Genomic DNA, 16626 nt, shown 5'->3' with positions numbered 1-16626 from the left:
AAGCAGCTATTCAATACAGACGAATATATATATAGTTGGAGGATATAATTGAAAGTATGTCCGAAAACGAAGACGGCAGAGAGTCCGACGGAGAGGACGGGAAAATCGAGTGGCTTGATCGCATCGTCGATTTTTGGGCCACATATATCCCATGACTGCCGGCGGTATTCCTCACTGGTAGATTCGCACGCTTATTGACCAGTTATTTCACCCAGTTAGATGAATAAAGGAACTATATTCACAAAAACTCATAAGATAGGTTTACTTACATCTCCATGTATATGGATTTATCCCGATATGACAGAAAAGAGAATTATGAGGGCGGAGATCGTTTGATCAGTCAGGAATAAACCGATCCGACTCAGACAGACAAATGCGAAAATGATCGCGTCAAGCGCGCACAAAATCCGATAAAGTCGAAATAACTACTCCGATACTGGCGATTTACGAGCGAATAGCATAAGATACGAAAGAGCGCGGACAATCAGATCAGGGGTAAATTCCACGAAGGGTGTCGTTTTAGCGTCACAAAGAACATTGAACACGCCAAGCAACTAACTGAATACTATGCTTGAACGTACCGATGAAATATACCATACGTGATTATGATGGGGCGGACCATCGACGGACGAAGAAGGCGAATGCGTCGAAAGAACACAAAGCGGCGTGGAATAAGTGAGGTGTAGGGACACCACGACAACGAATAGGAGACGCACAGCGTCCGTCGTACCGACCTATTGGATCTCGATACTGGCTCGCGAAAATTCGAGATCGAGCCAGCCAAGTCGAGCGATAGAACACCTCGAACAGCATAATAAGACATGAGGACACAAACTGGGCCGAGATCTCGTCCGGGGGATAGATCTTTCCAGGAAAGTGTCCGGTGAACCGGCTCTAAACCATCATATGACGTATTATTCATATATACCTTAAATTTAGATGCATATTTGGGCAGCCAGTAGGCAATGTCGGGCTCGGAAGAGATATATTCTGATTGACTCAGAATTAATATACCATCATCTATAGAGAATATTTGTGAACGAACAATATGTTTAAATGGACATGGCGTCCACTCCCGCCTGTGAGTTTACAAGATCAACAGCCAGGGGTCGCGTCGTTCGCCGTCGAAAACATCGGCGGGATCACGTCGACCGATGTCGACGTGGAGCCTGGGGTCACCGTTCTGGTGGGCGACAACGCGACCAACAGGACGTCGTTTTTACAGGCAATTATGGCTGCGATGGGGTCGGACCAAGCGTCGCTCAAGGCCGATGTCGATGAGGGACGCGTCGAGATGACGCTGGGAGAAGACGAGTACAAGCGGACTCTCGAAGCGGCTGGCGACGCGGTGCATTACGAAGGGGACGGATATCTCGACGATCCGACGGTTGCGGAGCTGTTCGCCTTTCTGCACGAAGCAAACGAGGCGCGGCTGGCCGTCTCACGTGGGGCAGACCTCCACGAGCTCATCATGCGACCGATCGACGTCGAGGAGATCAAACAAGAGATCGAACGCCTCCGCGACGAGAAGGGATCGATCAACGACAAGCTGGCCACGATCGAGTCCCGCAAGCGTGATCTCCCGGAGCTCGAACAACGCCGAGATACGGTCGAAGCCGAGATCGAAAGCAAGCGCGAAGAGCTGGCCGAACTCGAGGAGACGATCGACAAGAGTTCAAATAACATCGAGGAGAGTCAGCGGGTCAAAGCGGAGTTCGAGGATGCACTGGAAGAACTGCGATCGGTCCGCTCCGAACTGGAAACCGTTCGACGAGATATCGAAACCCAACAGGAGAGTATCTCGTCGCTGCGGAGCGAGCGGTCGGAACTAGAGACGGAATTGTCGGAGCTCCCGGATCCGGAGGGCGACGACGAGCTGGCGGACCAAATCGAGACACTCCGGAACCGTCGGCAGTCCCTGAACAGCGAGATCAGTGACCTCCAGAGCCTCATCAACTACAACCAAGAGCGGCTCGAAGAAGAGGACTACGAGTTGCTGGGTGACGTCGAAAACGACGCGGGGTCACGGAACGGCGACGTCACGGACCAGCTGCTTGAGGATGTCGACGAGGATGTCGTCTGCTGGACGTGTGGGTCACGCGTTCAGCGCGACCAGATCGAAGAGACAGTCGAGTCCCTCGAGGACCTTCGCGAACAAAAAGTCCGGACGCTTAACGACGTCAACGACACACTCGACGAGGACGAAACCCGGCGCCGGGAGATCGAACGTACCCGGCAGCGACGCGAGGAGATCGAACGCGAACTCGAAGATATCGACGCAGAGGTCGAGCGACGGGAAGAGCGCCTCTCCACACTGAAAGACAGCCGTGAGGAACTTACCGAAGAGATCGAGCATCTCGAAACGGCGGTCGACGAATTCGAGGACACCAATTTCGAGGAGATCCTTTCACTTCACCGGGAAGCCAACCAGCTCGAGTTCGATATCGAGCGCCTCGAATCGAGCCTCGAGGACGTAACCGAGGAGATCGCCGAGATCGAATCGATGATCGAGGAAGCCGAAGACTTGCGAGAGCAACGCGAACGGCTAGGAGAGGAGCTCACGGACGCCCGGACGCGGATCGAGCAGATCGAGAAGGAAGCGGTCGAGGCGTTCAACAAGCACATGGACGCGATCCTCGATATCTTGGAGTACGAAAACCTCGATCGAATCTGGATCGACCGGACGACAGAGTCGGTCCGTCAAGGTCGGGAAACAGTCGACCGGACTGTCTTCGAACTCCACGTCGTCCGCACGACGGACAACGACGTGGCATACGACGATACGATCGACCACCTCAGTGAGAGTGAACGGAAGGTTACGGGACTGGTCTTCGCACTCGCCGGCTACCTCGTGCACGACCTCCACGAAGACATCCCATTCATGTTGCTTGACTCTCTCGAAGCGATCGACTCCGAGCGGATCGCCAGACTGATCGACTACTTCGCCGAGTATGCGGAGTTTCTGGTCGTAGCGCTACTGCCCGAAGATGCCCAGGCTGTCGACGACGACTACAGGCGTCTTACGTCCTTATGAATCCCATATCGCCGGGTTTAGAGTTCGATAGACGAGAATTGACCCATGGCTGATGAACAGACAGACAAACCGTCGAGCAAAGTGGCTCGGTTGATCGACCGGTACGCCCTAGAGGAGCTCGGCGAGGAACTCGAATCGCGCTGGACGGCCGATGGTGACCGACGGCTGAGCCTACGGGACTTAGCCGAGCTATTCAATAAGCGACTCTTGGCACAGACGTTGGTTGATGCAGGGATGAGCACGCTCGAACACGATGTCGACACGATATATCGGAACCTCACCGACACGGACGTCAGCGCCGGTGTCCGAACCGATGCCCGTGAACGCCTCCAACGCAACGGTGTCGATCTCGAACAGCTCGACCGTGATTTCGTCACCTACCAGGCGATTCGCTCGTACCTGAAAGAGTGGCGGGGCGCCGAGTACGAGCAGCCATCAGCCGAGGAGAAAATCGAGAAGGATCAAGAGTCGATTCAACGTCTACAAACACGGCTGGAAGCGATCACGGAAACCCGGATCGATAACCTCGGCGAAACAGACCGAATCGATGTCGAAGACTTCGAAGTGTTTGCGAGCGTCCAGGTGTTGTGCCAGGAATGTGGGACGCAATACGACGTCAATTCCTTCCTTGAGCAGGGCGGCTGTGACTGTACGCGTAGCCACAAGTGACCGGACTGCTGTGGGATATCGTTCGGTCACGACGTGCCGGCCCTCGCTGTCCCTTCCGACTTGTTGTCCATCGCCACTCATAGAATCGAGAAGTATCATTCGGCACCGAACTACCTAACATGTCAAGTTACAATACTACATATTTTCCAGATATGGAGTGAACGGTGCGTCGTGAAAACCGAGTGCGCAAGCAGAGCAACAACCGAAACAGAGACAGCGCTACGTACGACACGACCGAGAAGGACGAAGGCGAATGGCCACGCAGCACTAGATAGACACCGAAAAGCGCCGGAAAAAGCCAGGCGAAATAGCCGCGTCGCAAGAATCGCCGAGTTTTAGTTGGCCTGTTCGATCAGCACTTCGGCCGCTTCCAGTTCCTGGCCAGTCAGGGCGTTGAGGTACGCACCGCCGGCGATGGAGATGTGGTCGTAGTTGTCCTCACTCAGTCCGTACATCGACAGCGTCCGGGCGGTGTCACCGCCGCCGACCACCGAGAAGCAATCGGTCCGGCCGATCGCGTCGATAAGTTCGACCGTGCCATCACTGAAGCGTTCGTCCTCGAAGACGCCGACCGCGCCCTTCACGAAGACGGCCTCGCTCTCCTCGATGATGGGCACGTACGAATCGATCGTGTCGTGGCCGATGTCGAGGTAGCCCGTCTCCTTCTCCTCGATGTCGTCGAGAGCGATTTCAGCGCGTTCGCCGTCGTCGTTCTCGTAGGCGAAGTCGACCGGAAGTTCGAACTCGTCGCGGCGGTTCGCGACCAGATCCTCGAGCGTGTCTTTGGTCTCGGCCCACTGGTCGTCAAGCAGGTCCATCCCGCCGACGTCGTACCCGACGGGCTTGCCTTCCGCGCGGAGGAACAGTTCGCCGGGCAGGCCGCCGATGAGGAACGTGTCGATGGCGTCGCCCAGATTGTTGACGACGCTGATAACGTCCTCGCTCTTGTTGCCACCCAGAACCATCGTGACCTGGCCCTCGGTCTCGCGGGCGCGCTCGGCGACGCCCGTGTTGTACTCGTACTCGGCTTCCATCACGCGGCCCGCGTAGGCGGGCAGTGCCAGCGCGAACCCGACCGTCGAGGCGTGGGCACGGTGGGCCGCCGAGTAAGCGTCGTTCACGAAGGCATCGAAGTACGGCGAGAGGGTCTTCACGAAGTCGCTCTCGGCGTGTTCTTCGGGGGCCTTCTCGGGCAGTTCGTCGTCGACCATCCGGGTGTTCTCCAGCAGGAGGATCTCACCCGCTTCGAGAGCCTCGATGGCGTCGATGGCGTCGTCGCCGACGGTGTCTTCGATAAATTGGATATCCTTGCCGACGTACTCCTCGAGAATTTCGGCGTGTTGGTCGAGGGAAACGAAGTCGTCGCGGCCAGGTCGGCCCTGGTGGGCCATCAGGACGACTTTGTTGTCCCGATCGGCGAGTTCCCGGACCGTTTCGGCGTAGCGATCGAAGCGGTGGTTGTCCTGAACGACGCCGTCCTCGACCGGTGAGTTGAGGTCGACGCGAACCAGGACGCGCTGTCCATCTGCGAGGTCATCAAGCGTGTTGAATGCAGCCATGATTGGTGGGTTTCGTGTTCTGAAAGAAATTGCGTCCCTGTACACGACGGGGGAGGGATGGATCCGATGATCAGACGATGTCTTCGGCCAGGCGCATCATCTGGGACGTATAGCCCATCTCGTTGTCGTACCAGGCGAAGATCTTCGCAAGCTTGCCGTCCTGGACGGTCGAGGTCTTGCCCAGGTCGACGGCAGAGCCGTTGTGTCGGCCGATGACGTCACGCGAGACGATCGGATCGTCGATGACACCCATTGCGCCGTCGAGTTCGCCTTCGGAGTACTCGACCATCGCGTCGTTGATCTCATCGACGCCCGGGTTGCCGGGCAGGTCGACGACAATCTCGGTGATCGATCCGCTCGGCACCGGAACACGGATCGCCATCGCTTCGAACTTGCCCTGCAGTTCGGGCAGGATCTGGGGCGTCGCCGTCGAGGCACCAGTCGTCGTCGGGACGATGTTCTCGGCGGCCGCGCGGCCACGCCGGGTCTTGGACTTGGGGCCGTCGACGATGGCCTGGCTGCCCGTGTAGGCGTGGATCGTGGTCATTTCGGCAGCGTCGACGCCGAACTCCTCCAGCAGGACGTACATCGGCGGCGAGACGCTGTTCGTGGTACACGAAGCGGCGGAGACGATGTCCTCGCCGTCGTACTCGTCGTCGTTGACACCGTAGACGAACTGCGGGACGGGCTTGTCACCCTTCGGCGGTGCGGAGATCAGCGCTTTCTCCGCGCCGGCGTCGAGGTGGGCACTCGCCTCGTCCTTCGTCCGGAAGATACCGGTGGACTCGATGGCGACGTCGACATCCAGCGAGTCCCAGGGAAGTTCCTCGGGGCTCTGGACGTTGAGGAGGTCGATCTCCTCGTCGTCGACGACCAGCGTATCGCCGTCGAGGTCGACGTCGTACGGGAGCGTGCCCAGCGCACTGTCGTACTTCGTCAGATATTCCATCTTCTCGAAGTCCATCACGTCGTTGATACCGACGATCTGGACATCGTCATTCTCGAGGGCAGCACGGAGGGTACAGCGGCCGATTCGACCGTAGCCGTTGATCCCGATGCGGACCGGATCGCTTGCACTCATAGTAGTATAGCTCCGTATGAAGGTAGCGGCAACATTGAGTAAATGTTTTTCGATATGGCGAAGTGAAAGATGAGTATCTCACGATCGATACTCGTGAAGGCGGTATATATCACGATATGCACCGACAGACGAACGTACGTGCAATCGAATTCGAGGAGACAACAACTGACGGATATTTCGCCGTTCAGAAGGCTTTTGATGCGTTCGGCCCAATTGAGAGGCATGCGAAGAGACGACCGCGACGACCCGTTCAACGATTTCTTTCGCGAGCTTGAGCGGATGATGAACGACATGACGAGTGGGGAATTCGACATGCACGTCGAACGCCGCGAGGGCGAGTCAGCGACGACGAACGACGTCCATCTCGATGTCTACGAAGAGGACGAGCGACTGCGTGTTGTCGCTGACTTGCCGGGTGTCTCGAAGGACGCGATCGACCTCAAGTGTGATGGCGAGCGACTCACAATCGATGCTGCTGGCGATCAACGGGAATACCACGAGCGGGTCCAACTGCCGACCCGAGTCGATGAGCACACGGCCGAAGCGAGTTACAACAACGGTATTCTAGAAGTTACGTTCGAGACAGGCGACGACTCAGCGGACATTGATCTCTCTTGACGCTGTTCGGTCTTTGTATAGGCGTCAAAATGGCGACACCAGGCGATCAAACACGCCATTCGTAGCCACAGGACAGACACTCATAATGGCGCCAGTCGGTACCTCCGGGTACCGAATCCTGACCCACCTTCTGTTTCTCGTCGCTTCCACACGCCGGACACTGATGCAGTTCCACTGCGGACATAGCATCAACTAGTTGTACACGGTCTATAATAATGTTTTTGTAACAAAATATCACCTGTCTATACCACAGGACACTAGCTGCTCGATAGACCGGATTGCAATATATCAATTGGTACCAACCACCACAAAAGATATGGCAGTTTCCATATGTTTCCCACGAAGGCACTTCGGAGAAGCAAATGAAGACAGCAGTGACGTTACTCGCGTTCAGAACCGGACGGCAGCCTGGCGGTTCGACGGACAATATCGGCAATACGGTCCCAGAAACCAGCAACGTATTTATCGGCGTCGTCAATCGTCGGCCGGGCGTTCGTCTCTGTAATGACGGCGCTGTCGGCCGTCACGAGCAAGTCGATACCGACGATGGGAATGTCCATCGCCGAGGCGGCCTGTTCGGCGAGTCGACGGTATTGGTCCGTCAGATCGACGGCCTGGGCGGTCGCGCCGCGGTGAACGTTGTGCTTCCAATGGCCCCCGGAAGCGTCGTCCAGCCGGCGCTCGACGGCACCGACGTACTCGCCATTGAGGACCATCACACGATAATCCGTCGCGTCCGCGAGAAACTCCTGGACAAGGAAGGAACGATCGCCAGTTGCCCGGTAGTCGTGGACGAGATCCAGATAATCACAGATACCCAGGAAGGAATCCAGGTCGTGGGCCAGCGTCACCCCAGTCCCCCGAGTCGTCGAATTAGGTTTGACCACGACGGGTGGGTCGAACTGCTCGAAGACGGATTCGAGAGCCTCGCGATCGACGGGGTTAGAGACGAGCGTGGTCTCCGGCGTCGGTAGCCCGGCAGCATCGAGTCGGGCCAGCGTCTCCGCCTTGTTGCGTGAGCGCAGCACGCACGCGCGGTCGTTTACCCACGGCACGTTAAGGGAAGCCACCGCGACGCCGCCTTCCATCAGTCGCGGGGGGAAGACATAGCCCACGTCCACGTCGGGAAACGGATCGCGACCGAGTGGGACGGTCCGCTCGTCGGTTCGAATCGGCACCACCTCGATATCGCGGTCAGCAAGCGGATCCCGCATGCGTTCGTAGGTCTCGGCTTGCGTCGAGACCGCCAGCCGGAGCATATGCCGAGTGGGACAGGCACCCGGAAAACTGTTCGGTCACGTGGCCCCGAAAACCGCCGTCATTCCGTCCCGAGCGCGGTCTGCAAATCGGTCGTCATTCCGTCCCCAGTGTGTCGTGCATATCGGCCGCCACGTCCTGGACGATCGTCTTCGCACGGTCGATGTCCGCGGTCGCAAAGCCGTGAATCATGTCGTCCTCATGACGGTGTGTGACGGCGACGCCGTCGGCTTCGAGTCGTTCGGCGTACTCGATCCCGCCGTCCCGGAGTGGATCGAACCCGGCCGTGACGACTGTCGCCGGCGCGACGCCACCCAGATCACGAGCGTGGGTCGGATCGGCGTAGGGGTTGTGACTGTCGAGGTCGCTCTCGTAATAACACTCCTGGAACCACACCAGATCCTCAGAAGCGAGGACGATGCCGTCGTTTTGCGTGACTGAGTGCTGCTCTTCGCGGAACCCGACCCCTGGATAGAACAGGATCTGGGAGTCGATCTCGGGGCCGCCCCGGTCCCGGGCTAGGAGAGCCGTTCCGGCGGCCAGGGCCCCACCTGCACTGTCGCCGGCCACCACCAAACTCCCGTCAGAATCCAGCCGATCCGGGTGTTCGGCCGCCCACTGGGTGGCAGCGAAGGCGTCCTCGACGGCCGCGGGAAACGGGTGTTCGGGTGCGAGTCGGTACTCGACGGAGACGACGACAGCACCGGTTTCCCGGGTGAGTCGTCGACAGAGTGTATCGTGCGTGGCGATGCTGCCAAAGACGAATCCCCCACCGTGGAAGTACACGAGTGTCGGATACGGCCCCGGTTCGTCCGGCTGGTAGACTCGAACGGGAACCTCGCCCTCGGGACCGGGAATCGCGCCGTCAGTCGTCGCCCCGACCGCTGGCTGCTCCCGGTTGCCAAGCCACGTCCCGACACGTTCGAGCGCCCGGATCAGTCGGCGATCGTACCGGGAAATCGGTGGCAGACCGAGCCGTCGCTGGCGATCAACGACGGCACGGGCCTGCGGATGAATCTCCTCAGCGCGCATGGGGCGACTTTCGACTCGCGGTGGCAAAAGCGTGCCGAGGCCCATCAAGAGCCAACAGCGGCGCGTGTGACTGGGCAACACATTTTTGGGTCCTGGCCCTACAGCGGGTATGGCGACGACTGATGCCGATCCGCCGGACTTGCGTGCCACGGCTGGGCTACTCCGGGACGCAGATCGGATCACCGTTCTCCACGTCGACGACGACCAGGAGTACGCCGAGATGGTCGCGATCTACCTCGAACGGGAGGGCGACGCGATCGAGGTGCTGACTGCGGGGAACGTCTCTCAGGCCCTCGAACGGGTCGAGACGGAACCCATCGACTGCGTCGTCAGCGACTACGACATGGAGCGGGCGACCGGCCTGGATTTGCTCGACGCCGTCCGTGAACAGCGGCCAGACCTCCCGTTTATTCTGTTCACGGGCAAAGGCGATGAGGGGATCGCAAGCGAGGCAATCTCGGCTGGCGTCACCGACTACATCCGCAAACAGAGCGGCACCGATCAGTACGCCGTGTTGGCCAACCGAATCGAAGACGCAACGCGGCAGTACTACGCGGAACGAGAGGTCGAACACGCGTTCAAAGCGATCGAAACGGCGCGGGAAGGGATCTCATTCATCGACGAGGAGGGGACGTTCCTGTACGTCAACGACGCCTACGCCGAAACGTTCGGGTACGAACCGGCGGACCTGAAAGGCGAACACTGGGAGAAACTATACCCCGACGAGCACGTCGAGCAGGTCTACGAGGAGATCCTGCCGGCCGTGCCCGAAAAAGGGGCGTGGTCGGGCGAAACTGTCAACGTTCGCGCCGACGGCGAGCGAGTGATCGTCGATCACGCGCTGGCGATGACCGATACCGGGACGATGCTCTGTCACGTCGACGACATCACCGAGGAAAAGCGACAAGAACAGACGTTGCGACGGGAACGTCAGCGATTCGAGCGGTTCGTCGACGCCGTCGAGGGATACGCGATCGTGAGCCTCGACCCGGACGGGTTCGTCACGAGCTGGAACGAAGGGGCCGAGCGACTGCTGGGCTACGACAGTCAGGCCATCCTGGGCGAACACGTCGCCACGTTCTATCCCGATGACAAGCGTGAGGCGGCCGTCCCCGAGGAAATGATGGACGAGGCATTCGCCGAGGGAGCCGTCGAAAACGGGGGCTGGCGCGTCCGGGCAGACGGGGCAAAATTCTGGGCGGACGTGACGACGAGTGCAGTCTTCGACGAAGACGGAACACACGAAGGGTTCCTGCAGGTGATGCGGGACGTCTCCGACCAGCGAGAGACCAGGCGATCAACCGAACGCGACCGAGCGTTTCTGGAAGAATCCCTGGACGTCCTCGATGACGTCTTCTACGTCCTGAACGAGGACGGTGAGATCGTCCGGGTTACCGAACAGGCAGTCGAAAAGACCGGCTACGAGGAGGACGAGTTGCTTTCGATGGACGCACTGGAGTTGTTCCCTGCGGAAGATCGTGCGGCAATCCGTGCGGACATCGAAGCGGCGTTCCTCGAGGGGTCCTCGACGATCGAGGCGGAACTCGTCCGGAAAGACGGCCGAACAATTCCATTCGAGTTCCGAAAGCGCCGCCTGACCGATGAAGAAGGCACTGTCTACGTCGCCGGCGTCGGACGCGACATTAGCGAGCGCAAGCGGCGCGAACGGCAACTCCAGCGACAGCTCGAACAGTTCGAACACTTCGGGAGCGTCGTCTCTCACGACCTTCGGACGCCACTACAGACGGCCAGAGGGCGACTCGAACTCGCCGCCGAAACTGGCGACGAGGAACACTTCGAGGCGGCGGAACGCGCCCTCGAACGCATGGAGACACTGCTGGGTGACCTCTCGACAGTGATGCGCGAGGGCGAACTCGTCTCCGAGGTCGAATCCGTCAGTCTCGACGACGCAACACGTCCAGTTTGGGAGTCGCTGTCCCCGGGTGAGGCCACCCTCACGATCGAGAACGACGTGCCGATCCAGGCCGACCGAGGCGCACTGGAGCGGCTTTTCGAGAACTTGTTCAAGAACGCGCTCGAACATGCGGGGCCGGACGTGACAGTAACGGTGGGCGCGCTGGCGACGGGCGCCGGGTTCTACGTCGAGGATGACGGACCAGGTGTGCCAGAATCGAACCGAGAACGGGTTTTCGAGGCGGGAGTTTCGACGGCCGAGGATGGAACCGGGTTCGGTCTCGCGAGCGTTCGCCAGCTCGCCGTTGCCCACGGCTGGGACATCGCCGTGACTGAGAGTTCCGACGGCGGTGCGCGCTTCGAGATCACGGACGTCTCGGTCGACACTTAGTACACGTCGGCGTCCATCGCTACGGAGGTCCCCGCGACAGAGGCCTCGTGATCGTGCGTGTGGGTATGACCCCAGTCGTCGAGGAACGCCGACAGGTTGTCGACCCCGTCACCGTATTCGGCACTCGTGCGGACGGTTGGCATCTCGGGGGCGATTTCCGCGACATCGCTTTCCATCAGATCCAGGTCGGCATTGACCGCCTTGGCGATGTCGACCTTGTTGCTGACGGCAGCGTCGCACGCCTGGAACAGCAGCGGATGCTTGCGGACCACGTCGTCGCCTTCTGTCGAAGAGACGACCAGCACGCGAGCCTGGGCCCCCAGCGGGAAGTCAGACGGACAGACCATGTTCCCGACGTTCTCGATGTACAACGTATCCAGCGCGTCGAGATCGAGGTCCGCCAGGGCGTCCTCGACCAGTCCCGGGTCGAGGTGGCACTCCTTGCCCGTATTGACGTTGGCGACCGAGACACCCAGTTCGCGAAAGCGGGTGGCGTCGTCCTCGCCGACGGCCTGGAGTTGCTCGTCCTCATCTTCCTGAGTGAGTTTTTCGTCTCCGGGCTGTTCCCGACGCTGCTGTCGCTGGGCATCGAATCCAACCCCGGCTTCACCGGGCCGGTCAACGCCATCGCCAACATCTCGGCCCAGGTCGGCTTCTTCACCGTCCCCGCCGCGGTCGGATTCATCGCCGACGGCTCGAGGATCCAGCGGGCCATGCTGGTGTTGATCGGCCTCGCTGGCCTGCTGGCCGTGGTCCTCCTCGTGCTCCGCGTCGGCCCTGTCGAGGACGGACCGACGCCCGCCTGAGGATCGGGGCCCCATTCGACGACGTTCTCGCTCTCTGGCCGCGAACGTCGCCTCTACGCTCGATCCCGAGTTACCGACGTGTGGGCCAATTGTGCCCCAATATACAACTAAATTTGGACTAGAACAAGCCGGTTGGCAAACCTTTTTCCGGGCCACCCACACACCACATGTTGCGCCCAGTTCGCGTTGACCCGAAGATATAGGGCCTCAACGGGGGTACGATAGTGACAACCATGGACTGTCCCGATTGCGGGAACAATCGCACGCGCGTCGTCGACACCGAGCCGAGCGCCGACGGGACCTCGATCCGCCGGCGGCGGGAGTGTCAGCGCTGTACCTTCCGGTTTACCACCTACGAACGCCCCGAGTGGGAGAGCCTGCAGGTCAAGAAGCGCGACGGGACCATCGAACCGTTCGACCGAACGAAACTGCGGGGCGGTATCGAGCGCGCCGTCGAGAAACGCCCCGTCGACGACGAGGCCGTCACCGCGATCGTCGACGACGTCCAGGAGGCGTGTCGGGACCGCGAGGAGCGCATCGTCGCCTCGACGCTGATCGGCGACCTGGTCGCCGAGGCGTTGCGCGAGCGAGACAAGGTCGCGTACATCCGCTTTGTCTCTGTCTACGAGGCCTTCTCCGATCCCGAGGAATTCCTACGCGAACTCGACGCCGTGCTCGAAGCCGAGACCGACCCGCCCGACGAAACGAACACATGAGCCAGACGACAGCACACACCGACAGCGTCGCATCGATACTCGACCGCGCCATCGACAGCGAGAACCCGGCGATCCCGCCCGCTGAACGCCGGGATCTCCGGGAAGCCGTCGAGGCGAACTGCTATTCCGGGGCCGACACCGCCGAAGTCTACGAAGCGATCCTCCAGACGATGACCGCACGCATCGAGCGCCGTCCCGCGTACAAGCGCCTGGCAGCCCGCGTCTTCCGCCAGCGCTACTACCGCGAGGTGATCGGCGAGGACCTGCGTGGTGAGGCGCTCGACCGTGCGTATCGAGAGACCTTCCGTGAGAACCTCCGTCGGGGCGTCGAGTGCGGGTTGCTCGACGAGCGCCTGCGTGAGCGCTTCGACCTCGCTGCCCTCGCCGAGTATCTCGTCCTCGATCGGGACGAGCACTTCGAGTACATGGCGATGGAGACACTCTATCAGCGGTACTTCCTGAAAACCAACGACGGCGAACACCTCGAACTCCCCCAGGCGTTCTGGATGCGCGTCGCCATGGGGCTGGCCATCGAGGAAGACAACCCACAGGCCCGCGCCGAGGAGTTCTACGACGTCCTCTCGAAACTCGAATTCACACCTTCCTCGCCGACGTTGTTCCACAGCGGGACGGCCCACCCACAGCTTTCCTCGTGTTATCTCACTACCGTCCCTGACGACCTGGGAGGCATCTTCGAGGCCTACAACCACCACGCGCAACTCTCGAAGTGGTCCGGCGGCCTGGGCAACGACTGGACGCCGCTGCGCGCCGAGGGTGCGATGATCGAATCGACGGGCGTCGAGTCGACCGGCGTCGTTCCCTTCCTGCGGATCTCCAACGACGTGACGGCGGCGATCAACCGCTCGGGGAAACGACGCGGCGCGGCCTGCGCGTATCTCGCCGCCTGGCATCTGGACTTCCCGGCCTTTCTCGACCTGAAACGCAACACGGGCGACGAGCGCCGGCGCACCCCAGACATGAACACCGCCGCCTGGATCCCCGACCTGTTCATGGAACGCGTCCAGGCCGACGAAACGTGGACGCTGTTCAGTCCTGACGAAGTGGGAGACCTCCACGAGGCCACGGGAAGTGACTTCGCCGAGAAATACCGCGAGTACGAGCAAGCGGCCGAAAACGGCGAGATCGACAATTTCGAGCGTGTCGAGGCTGCAGAACTCTGGCGGACACTGCTGACGCGACTGTTTGAGACCGGCCACCCCTGGGTCACGTTCAAGGACCCCTGCAACATCGGCTCGCCCCAGGACCACGAGGGGACAGTCCACTCGTCGAACCTCTGTACGGAGATCACGCTCAACACAAGCCAGGATGAGCACGCCGTCTGCAACCTGGGAAGTGTGAACTTCTCGACGCACGTGCGGGACGGTGAACTGGACCGTGAGTACCTCGAAGACACCGTCGAAACCGCGATGCGGATGCTCGACAACGTCGTCGACCTGTGCTTCTACCCGACCGAAGAGGCCGAGGACTCGAACATGCGCCACCGCCCCGTCGGCCTCGGGACGATGGGCTTTCACGAGGCACTGATGGAGGTTAGCGTCCCCATGAACAGCGAGGACGCCGTCGAGAAAGCCAACCGCTGGCAGGAGTTTGTCGCCTACCACGCGATCCGCACCTCGTCGGAACTGGCTGGCGAGCGCGGATCGTATCCTTCCTTCGAGGGCTCGAAGTGGGACCGGGACATCCTCCCGCAGGACACCGTCGACCTGCTGGCGGAGGAACGCGGACAAGAGATTCCCACCGACCGCGGGGAAACGCTCGACTGGGGGGCGGTCCGTGAGTCCATCGCCGAACACGGGATGCGCAACTCCAACACCATGGCCATCGCGCCGACGGCAACCGTCTCCACGATCAACGGCACGACGGCCTCGATCGAACCCCAGTACTCCAATCTCTACGTCAAATCCAATATGTCCGGGGACTTCACGGTCGTCAACGACCGTCTCGTTGCCGACCTTCGGGAGCGCGACCTCTGGGACGACGAGATGATCGACCGCATCAAGTACCACGACGGTTCCATCCAGGAGATCGAGGCGATCCCGGACGACGTACAGGAACTCTACCGCGGGGCCTTCGAAATCGACCCGCGCCACCAGTTGCGCCTGACGGCCCACCGCCAGACGTGGATCGACCAATCGGTCTCTCACAACGTATTCTTTCCCTCGACGGACGGAACCTTGCTGGACGACATCTACACGACCGCCTGGGAACTCGGTCTGAAGACGACGTACTACCTCCGGACGCTGGGGGCTTCCCAGATCGAGAAATCCACGCTCGATCTCTCGGAATACGGCAAGACACAGCACCGCGAAGACGGCGAGCCCGCCGATAGCGATGACCTGGACGACCACAACGCCAGGACCGACAGCGACGCCATGGCCGACAGCGACGCCACAGCCGACAGCAACGGCACGGGCGACCTCGCCAGCGTCGAGGATCCGACCTGTGACGCCTGTCAGTGAACAGCCAGTCAGCCACAAATCCACAGCTACAGCCATGACAATTCTTGACACTGATGCCGAACACGACCCGAACAAGATCCTGCCGATCGACTATGACTGGGCCCGCGAGTACTACGAAGCGGGCGTCAACAACAACTGGGTGCCCGCGGAGATCCCCATGCAGGACGACGTCGCCCAGTGGAACAGCGACGAACTCAGCGACGCCGAGCGCCAGCTCGTCGAGTGGAACCTCGGCTTCTTCTCGACCGCCGAATCACTCACCGCGAACAACCTCGTCCTGGCCCTTTACGAGTACGTCACCGCCCCGGAGTGTCGCCAGTACCTCCTCCGGCAGGCCTACGAGGAAGCCATCCACACGGACACGTTCATCTACTGCTGTGACTCGTTGGGCTTCGAACCGGAGTATCTCTACGGGATGTACGACCGCGTCCCCTCGATCGCGGAGAAAGACCAGTTTGTCGTCGGACTGACGCAATCGATCGACGACCCCCAGTTCACGATCGATGGGGATGGCGATGTGCGCGACCTCCTGCGGGATCTCGTCGGCTTCTACGTCGTCATGGAGGGCATTTTCTTCTACGCCGGGTTCGCCATGATGCTCGGACTGAAGCGACAGAACAAGATGGTCGGAATCGGCCAGCAGTTCGAGTACATCATGCGCGACGAGTCGCTGCACGTGGGCTTTGGCGTCGACCTGATCGACCAGATCCGAACCGAGCACCCCGGCGTCTGGACCGACGAGTTCGACGCCGAGGTGATCGAGCTGATCGAGGAAGCCGTCGAGTTGGAGCAGATCTACGCCCGCGAGGCCTGCCCCGAGGAGATCCTGGGGATGGGGTCCGAGCAGTTCGCCGACTACGTCGAGTACATCGCCGACCGCCGACTCGACCAGCTCGATCTGCCCGAACAGTACGGCACCGAGAACCCGTTCCCGTGGCTGTCCGAGCAGGTCGACCTCAACAAGGAGAAGAACTTCTTCGAGACCCAGGTCACCGAGTACCAGAGCGGCGGGTCACTGGAGTGGTAGGCAAAACGGGTCGACATTGCTCGTCTGTTGAGAAACCGTCGT

General features: G+C 60.4%; 12 protein-coding genes. 7 read left to right on the top strand and 5 right to left on the bottom strand.

The window, feature by feature from the left end; all coding sequences use genetic code 11:
- Positions 1–1081 precede the first annotated feature (1081 nt).
- Both HZR20_RS04885 and rdfA read left to right on the top strand, forming a co-directional pair.
- Positions 1082–3034 carry an archaea-specific SMC-related protein gene (locus HZR20_RS04885; RefSeq protein ID WP_309484899.1) on the top strand — a complete coding sequence of 651 codons (1953 nt, stop codon included), beginning with the start codon at positions 1082–1084 and terminating at the stop codon, positions 3032–3034.
- Between the two features lie 45 nt (positions 3035–3079).
- Entirely contained in the window at positions 3080–3703 is a 624-nt protein-coding gene (rdfA, locus tag HZR20_RS04880) for a rod-determining factor RdfA (protein WP_181685476.1), read from the top strand.
- Between the two features lie 335 nt (positions 3704–4038).
- Here rdfA and HZR20_RS04875 read toward each other — a convergent pair whose 3' ends face one another.
- Together HZR20_RS04875 and gap are read right to left on the bottom strand one after the other, a co-directional pair.
- Entirely contained in the window at positions 4039–5262 is a 1224-nt protein-coding gene (locus HZR20_RS04875) for a phosphoglycerate kinase (protein ID WP_181685475.1), read from the bottom strand.
- A 70-nt stretch (positions 5263–5332) separates the two neighbouring features.
- Positions 5333–6343, bottom strand: a complete 1011-nt coding sequence (gene gap, locus HZR20_RS04870; RefSeq protein WP_181685474.1) for a type I glyceraldehyde-3-phosphate dehydrogenase — start codon at positions 6341–6343, stop codon at positions 5333–5335.
- A 222-nt stretch (positions 6344–6565) separates the two neighbouring features.
- Between gap and HZR20_RS04865 the strand changes: the two genes are divergently transcribed.
- On the top strand, positions 6566–6961 hold the full coding sequence (locus HZR20_RS04865; protein ID WP_181685473.1) for an Hsp20/alpha crystallin family protein: 396 nt from the start codon (positions 6566–6568) through the stop codon (positions 6959–6961).
- A 380-nt stretch (positions 6962–7341) separates the two neighbouring features.
- On the opposite strand, the gene HZR20_RS04860 is transcribed toward HZR20_RS04865, so the two are convergent.
- A complete protein-coding gene (locus tag HZR20_RS04860; RefSeq protein ID WP_181685472.1) occupies positions 7342–8220 on the bottom strand; it encodes an ATP-grasp domain-containing protein in 879 nt (292 codons plus the stop codon).
- A gap of 94 nt (positions 8221–8314) precedes the next feature.
- A complete protein-coding gene (locus HZR20_RS04855) occupies positions 8315–9250 on the bottom strand; it encodes an alpha/beta hydrolase (protein ID WP_181685471.1) in 936 nt (311 codons plus the stop codon).
- 109 nt (positions 9251–9359) lie between these two features.
- Between HZR20_RS04855 and HZR20_RS04850 the strand changes: the two genes are divergently transcribed.
- Positions 9360–11555, top strand: coding sequence for a PAS domain S-box protein (locus tag HZR20_RS04850; protein ID WP_181685470.1), 2196 nt, complete (start codon positions 9360–9362; stop codon positions 11553–11555).
- Here the strand turns inward: HZR20_RS04850 and hypB are convergent.
- Positions 11552–12376, bottom strand: a complete 825-nt coding sequence (hypB, locus tag HZR20_RS14470) for a hydrogenase nickel incorporation protein HypB (protein WP_258560358.1) — start codon at positions 12374–12376, stop codon at positions 11552–11554. The two genes, HZR20_RS04850 and hypB, sit on opposite strands and share 4 nt — an antisense overlap.
- Before the next feature lie 218 nt (positions 12377–12594).
- Between hypB and nrdR the strand changes: the two genes are divergently transcribed.
- Genes nrdR through HZR20_RS04830 form a run of 3 tightly spaced genes read left to right on the top strand, consistent with a single transcriptional unit; the run spans position 12595 to position 16584 of the window.
- On the top strand, positions 12595–13077 hold the full coding sequence (nrdR, locus tag HZR20_RS04840; RefSeq protein WP_181685469.1) for a transcriptional regulator NrdR: 483 nt from the start codon (positions 12595–12597) through the stop codon (positions 13075–13077).
- On the top strand, positions 13074–15557 hold the full coding sequence (locus tag HZR20_RS04835; protein ID WP_181685468.1) for a ribonucleoside-diphosphate reductase subunit alpha: 2484 nt from the start codon (positions 13074–13076) through the stop codon (positions 15555–15557). Before nrdR ends, HZR20_RS04835 begins: the two co-directional genes overlap by 4 nt.
- Before the next feature lie 34 nt (positions 15558–15591).
- Positions 15592–16584 carry a ribonucleotide-diphosphate reductase subunit beta gene (locus tag HZR20_RS04830; RefSeq protein WP_181685467.1) on the top strand — a complete coding sequence of 331 codons (993 nt, stop codon included), beginning with the start codon at positions 15592–15594 and terminating at the stop codon, positions 16582–16584.
- Positions 16585–16626: the final 42 nt, after the last annotated feature.

Origin of the sequence: Halorhabdus salina, from assembly GCF_013839425.1 — an archaeon.
GTDB classification, from domain to species: Archaea; Halobacteriota; Halobacteria; order Halobacteriales; family Haloarculaceae; genus Halorhabdus; species Halorhabdus salina.
Note: the sequence above shows the minus strand (reverse complement) of the source record. Positions and strands in the feature narration are given on the sequence as shown.

Excerpts from the sequence above, each read along its gene's own strand:
- rdfA (WP_181685476.1), top strand. The coding sequence starts at position 3,080 with ATGGCTGATGAACAGACAGACAAACCGTCGAGCAAAGTGGCTCGGTTG.
- HZR20_RS04875 (WP_181685475.1), bottom strand. The coding sequence starts at position 5,262 with ATGGCTGCATTCAACACGCTTGATGACCTCGCAGATGGACAGCGCGTC.
- gap (WP_181685474.1), bottom strand. The coding sequence starts at position 6,343 with ATGAGTGCAAGCGATCCGGTCCGCATCGGGATCAACGGCTACGGTCGA.
- HZR20_RS04865 (WP_181685473.1), top strand. The coding sequence starts at position 6,566 with ATGCGAAGAGACGACCGCGACGACCCGTTCAACGATTTCTTTCGCGAG.
- HZR20_RS04860 (WP_181685472.1), bottom strand. The coding sequence starts at position 8,220 with ATGCTCCGGCTGGCGGTCTCGACGCAAGCCGAGACCTACGAACGCATG.
- HZR20_RS04855 (WP_181685471.1), bottom strand. The coding sequence starts at position 9,250 with ATGCGCGCTGAGGAGATTCATCCGCAGGCCCGTGCCGTCGTTGATCGC.
- HZR20_RS04850 (WP_181685470.1), top strand. The coding sequence starts at position 9,360 with ATGGCGACGACTGATGCCGATCCGCCGGACTTGCGTGCCACGGCTGGG.
- hypB (WP_258560358.1), bottom strand. The coding sequence starts at position 12,376 with ATGGGGCCCCGATCCTCAGGCGGGCGTCGGTCCGTCCTCGACAGGGCC.
- nrdR (WP_181685469.1), top strand. The coding sequence starts at position 12,595 with ATGGACTGTCCCGATTGCGGGAACAATCGCACGCGCGTCGTCGACACC.
- HZR20_RS04835 (WP_181685468.1), top strand. The coding sequence starts at position 13,074 with ATGAGCCAGACGACAGCACACACCGACAGCGTCGCATCGATACTCGAC.
- HZR20_RS04830 (WP_181685467.1), top strand. The coding sequence starts at position 15,592 with ATGACAATTCTTGACACTGATGCCGAACACGACCCGAACAAGATCCTG.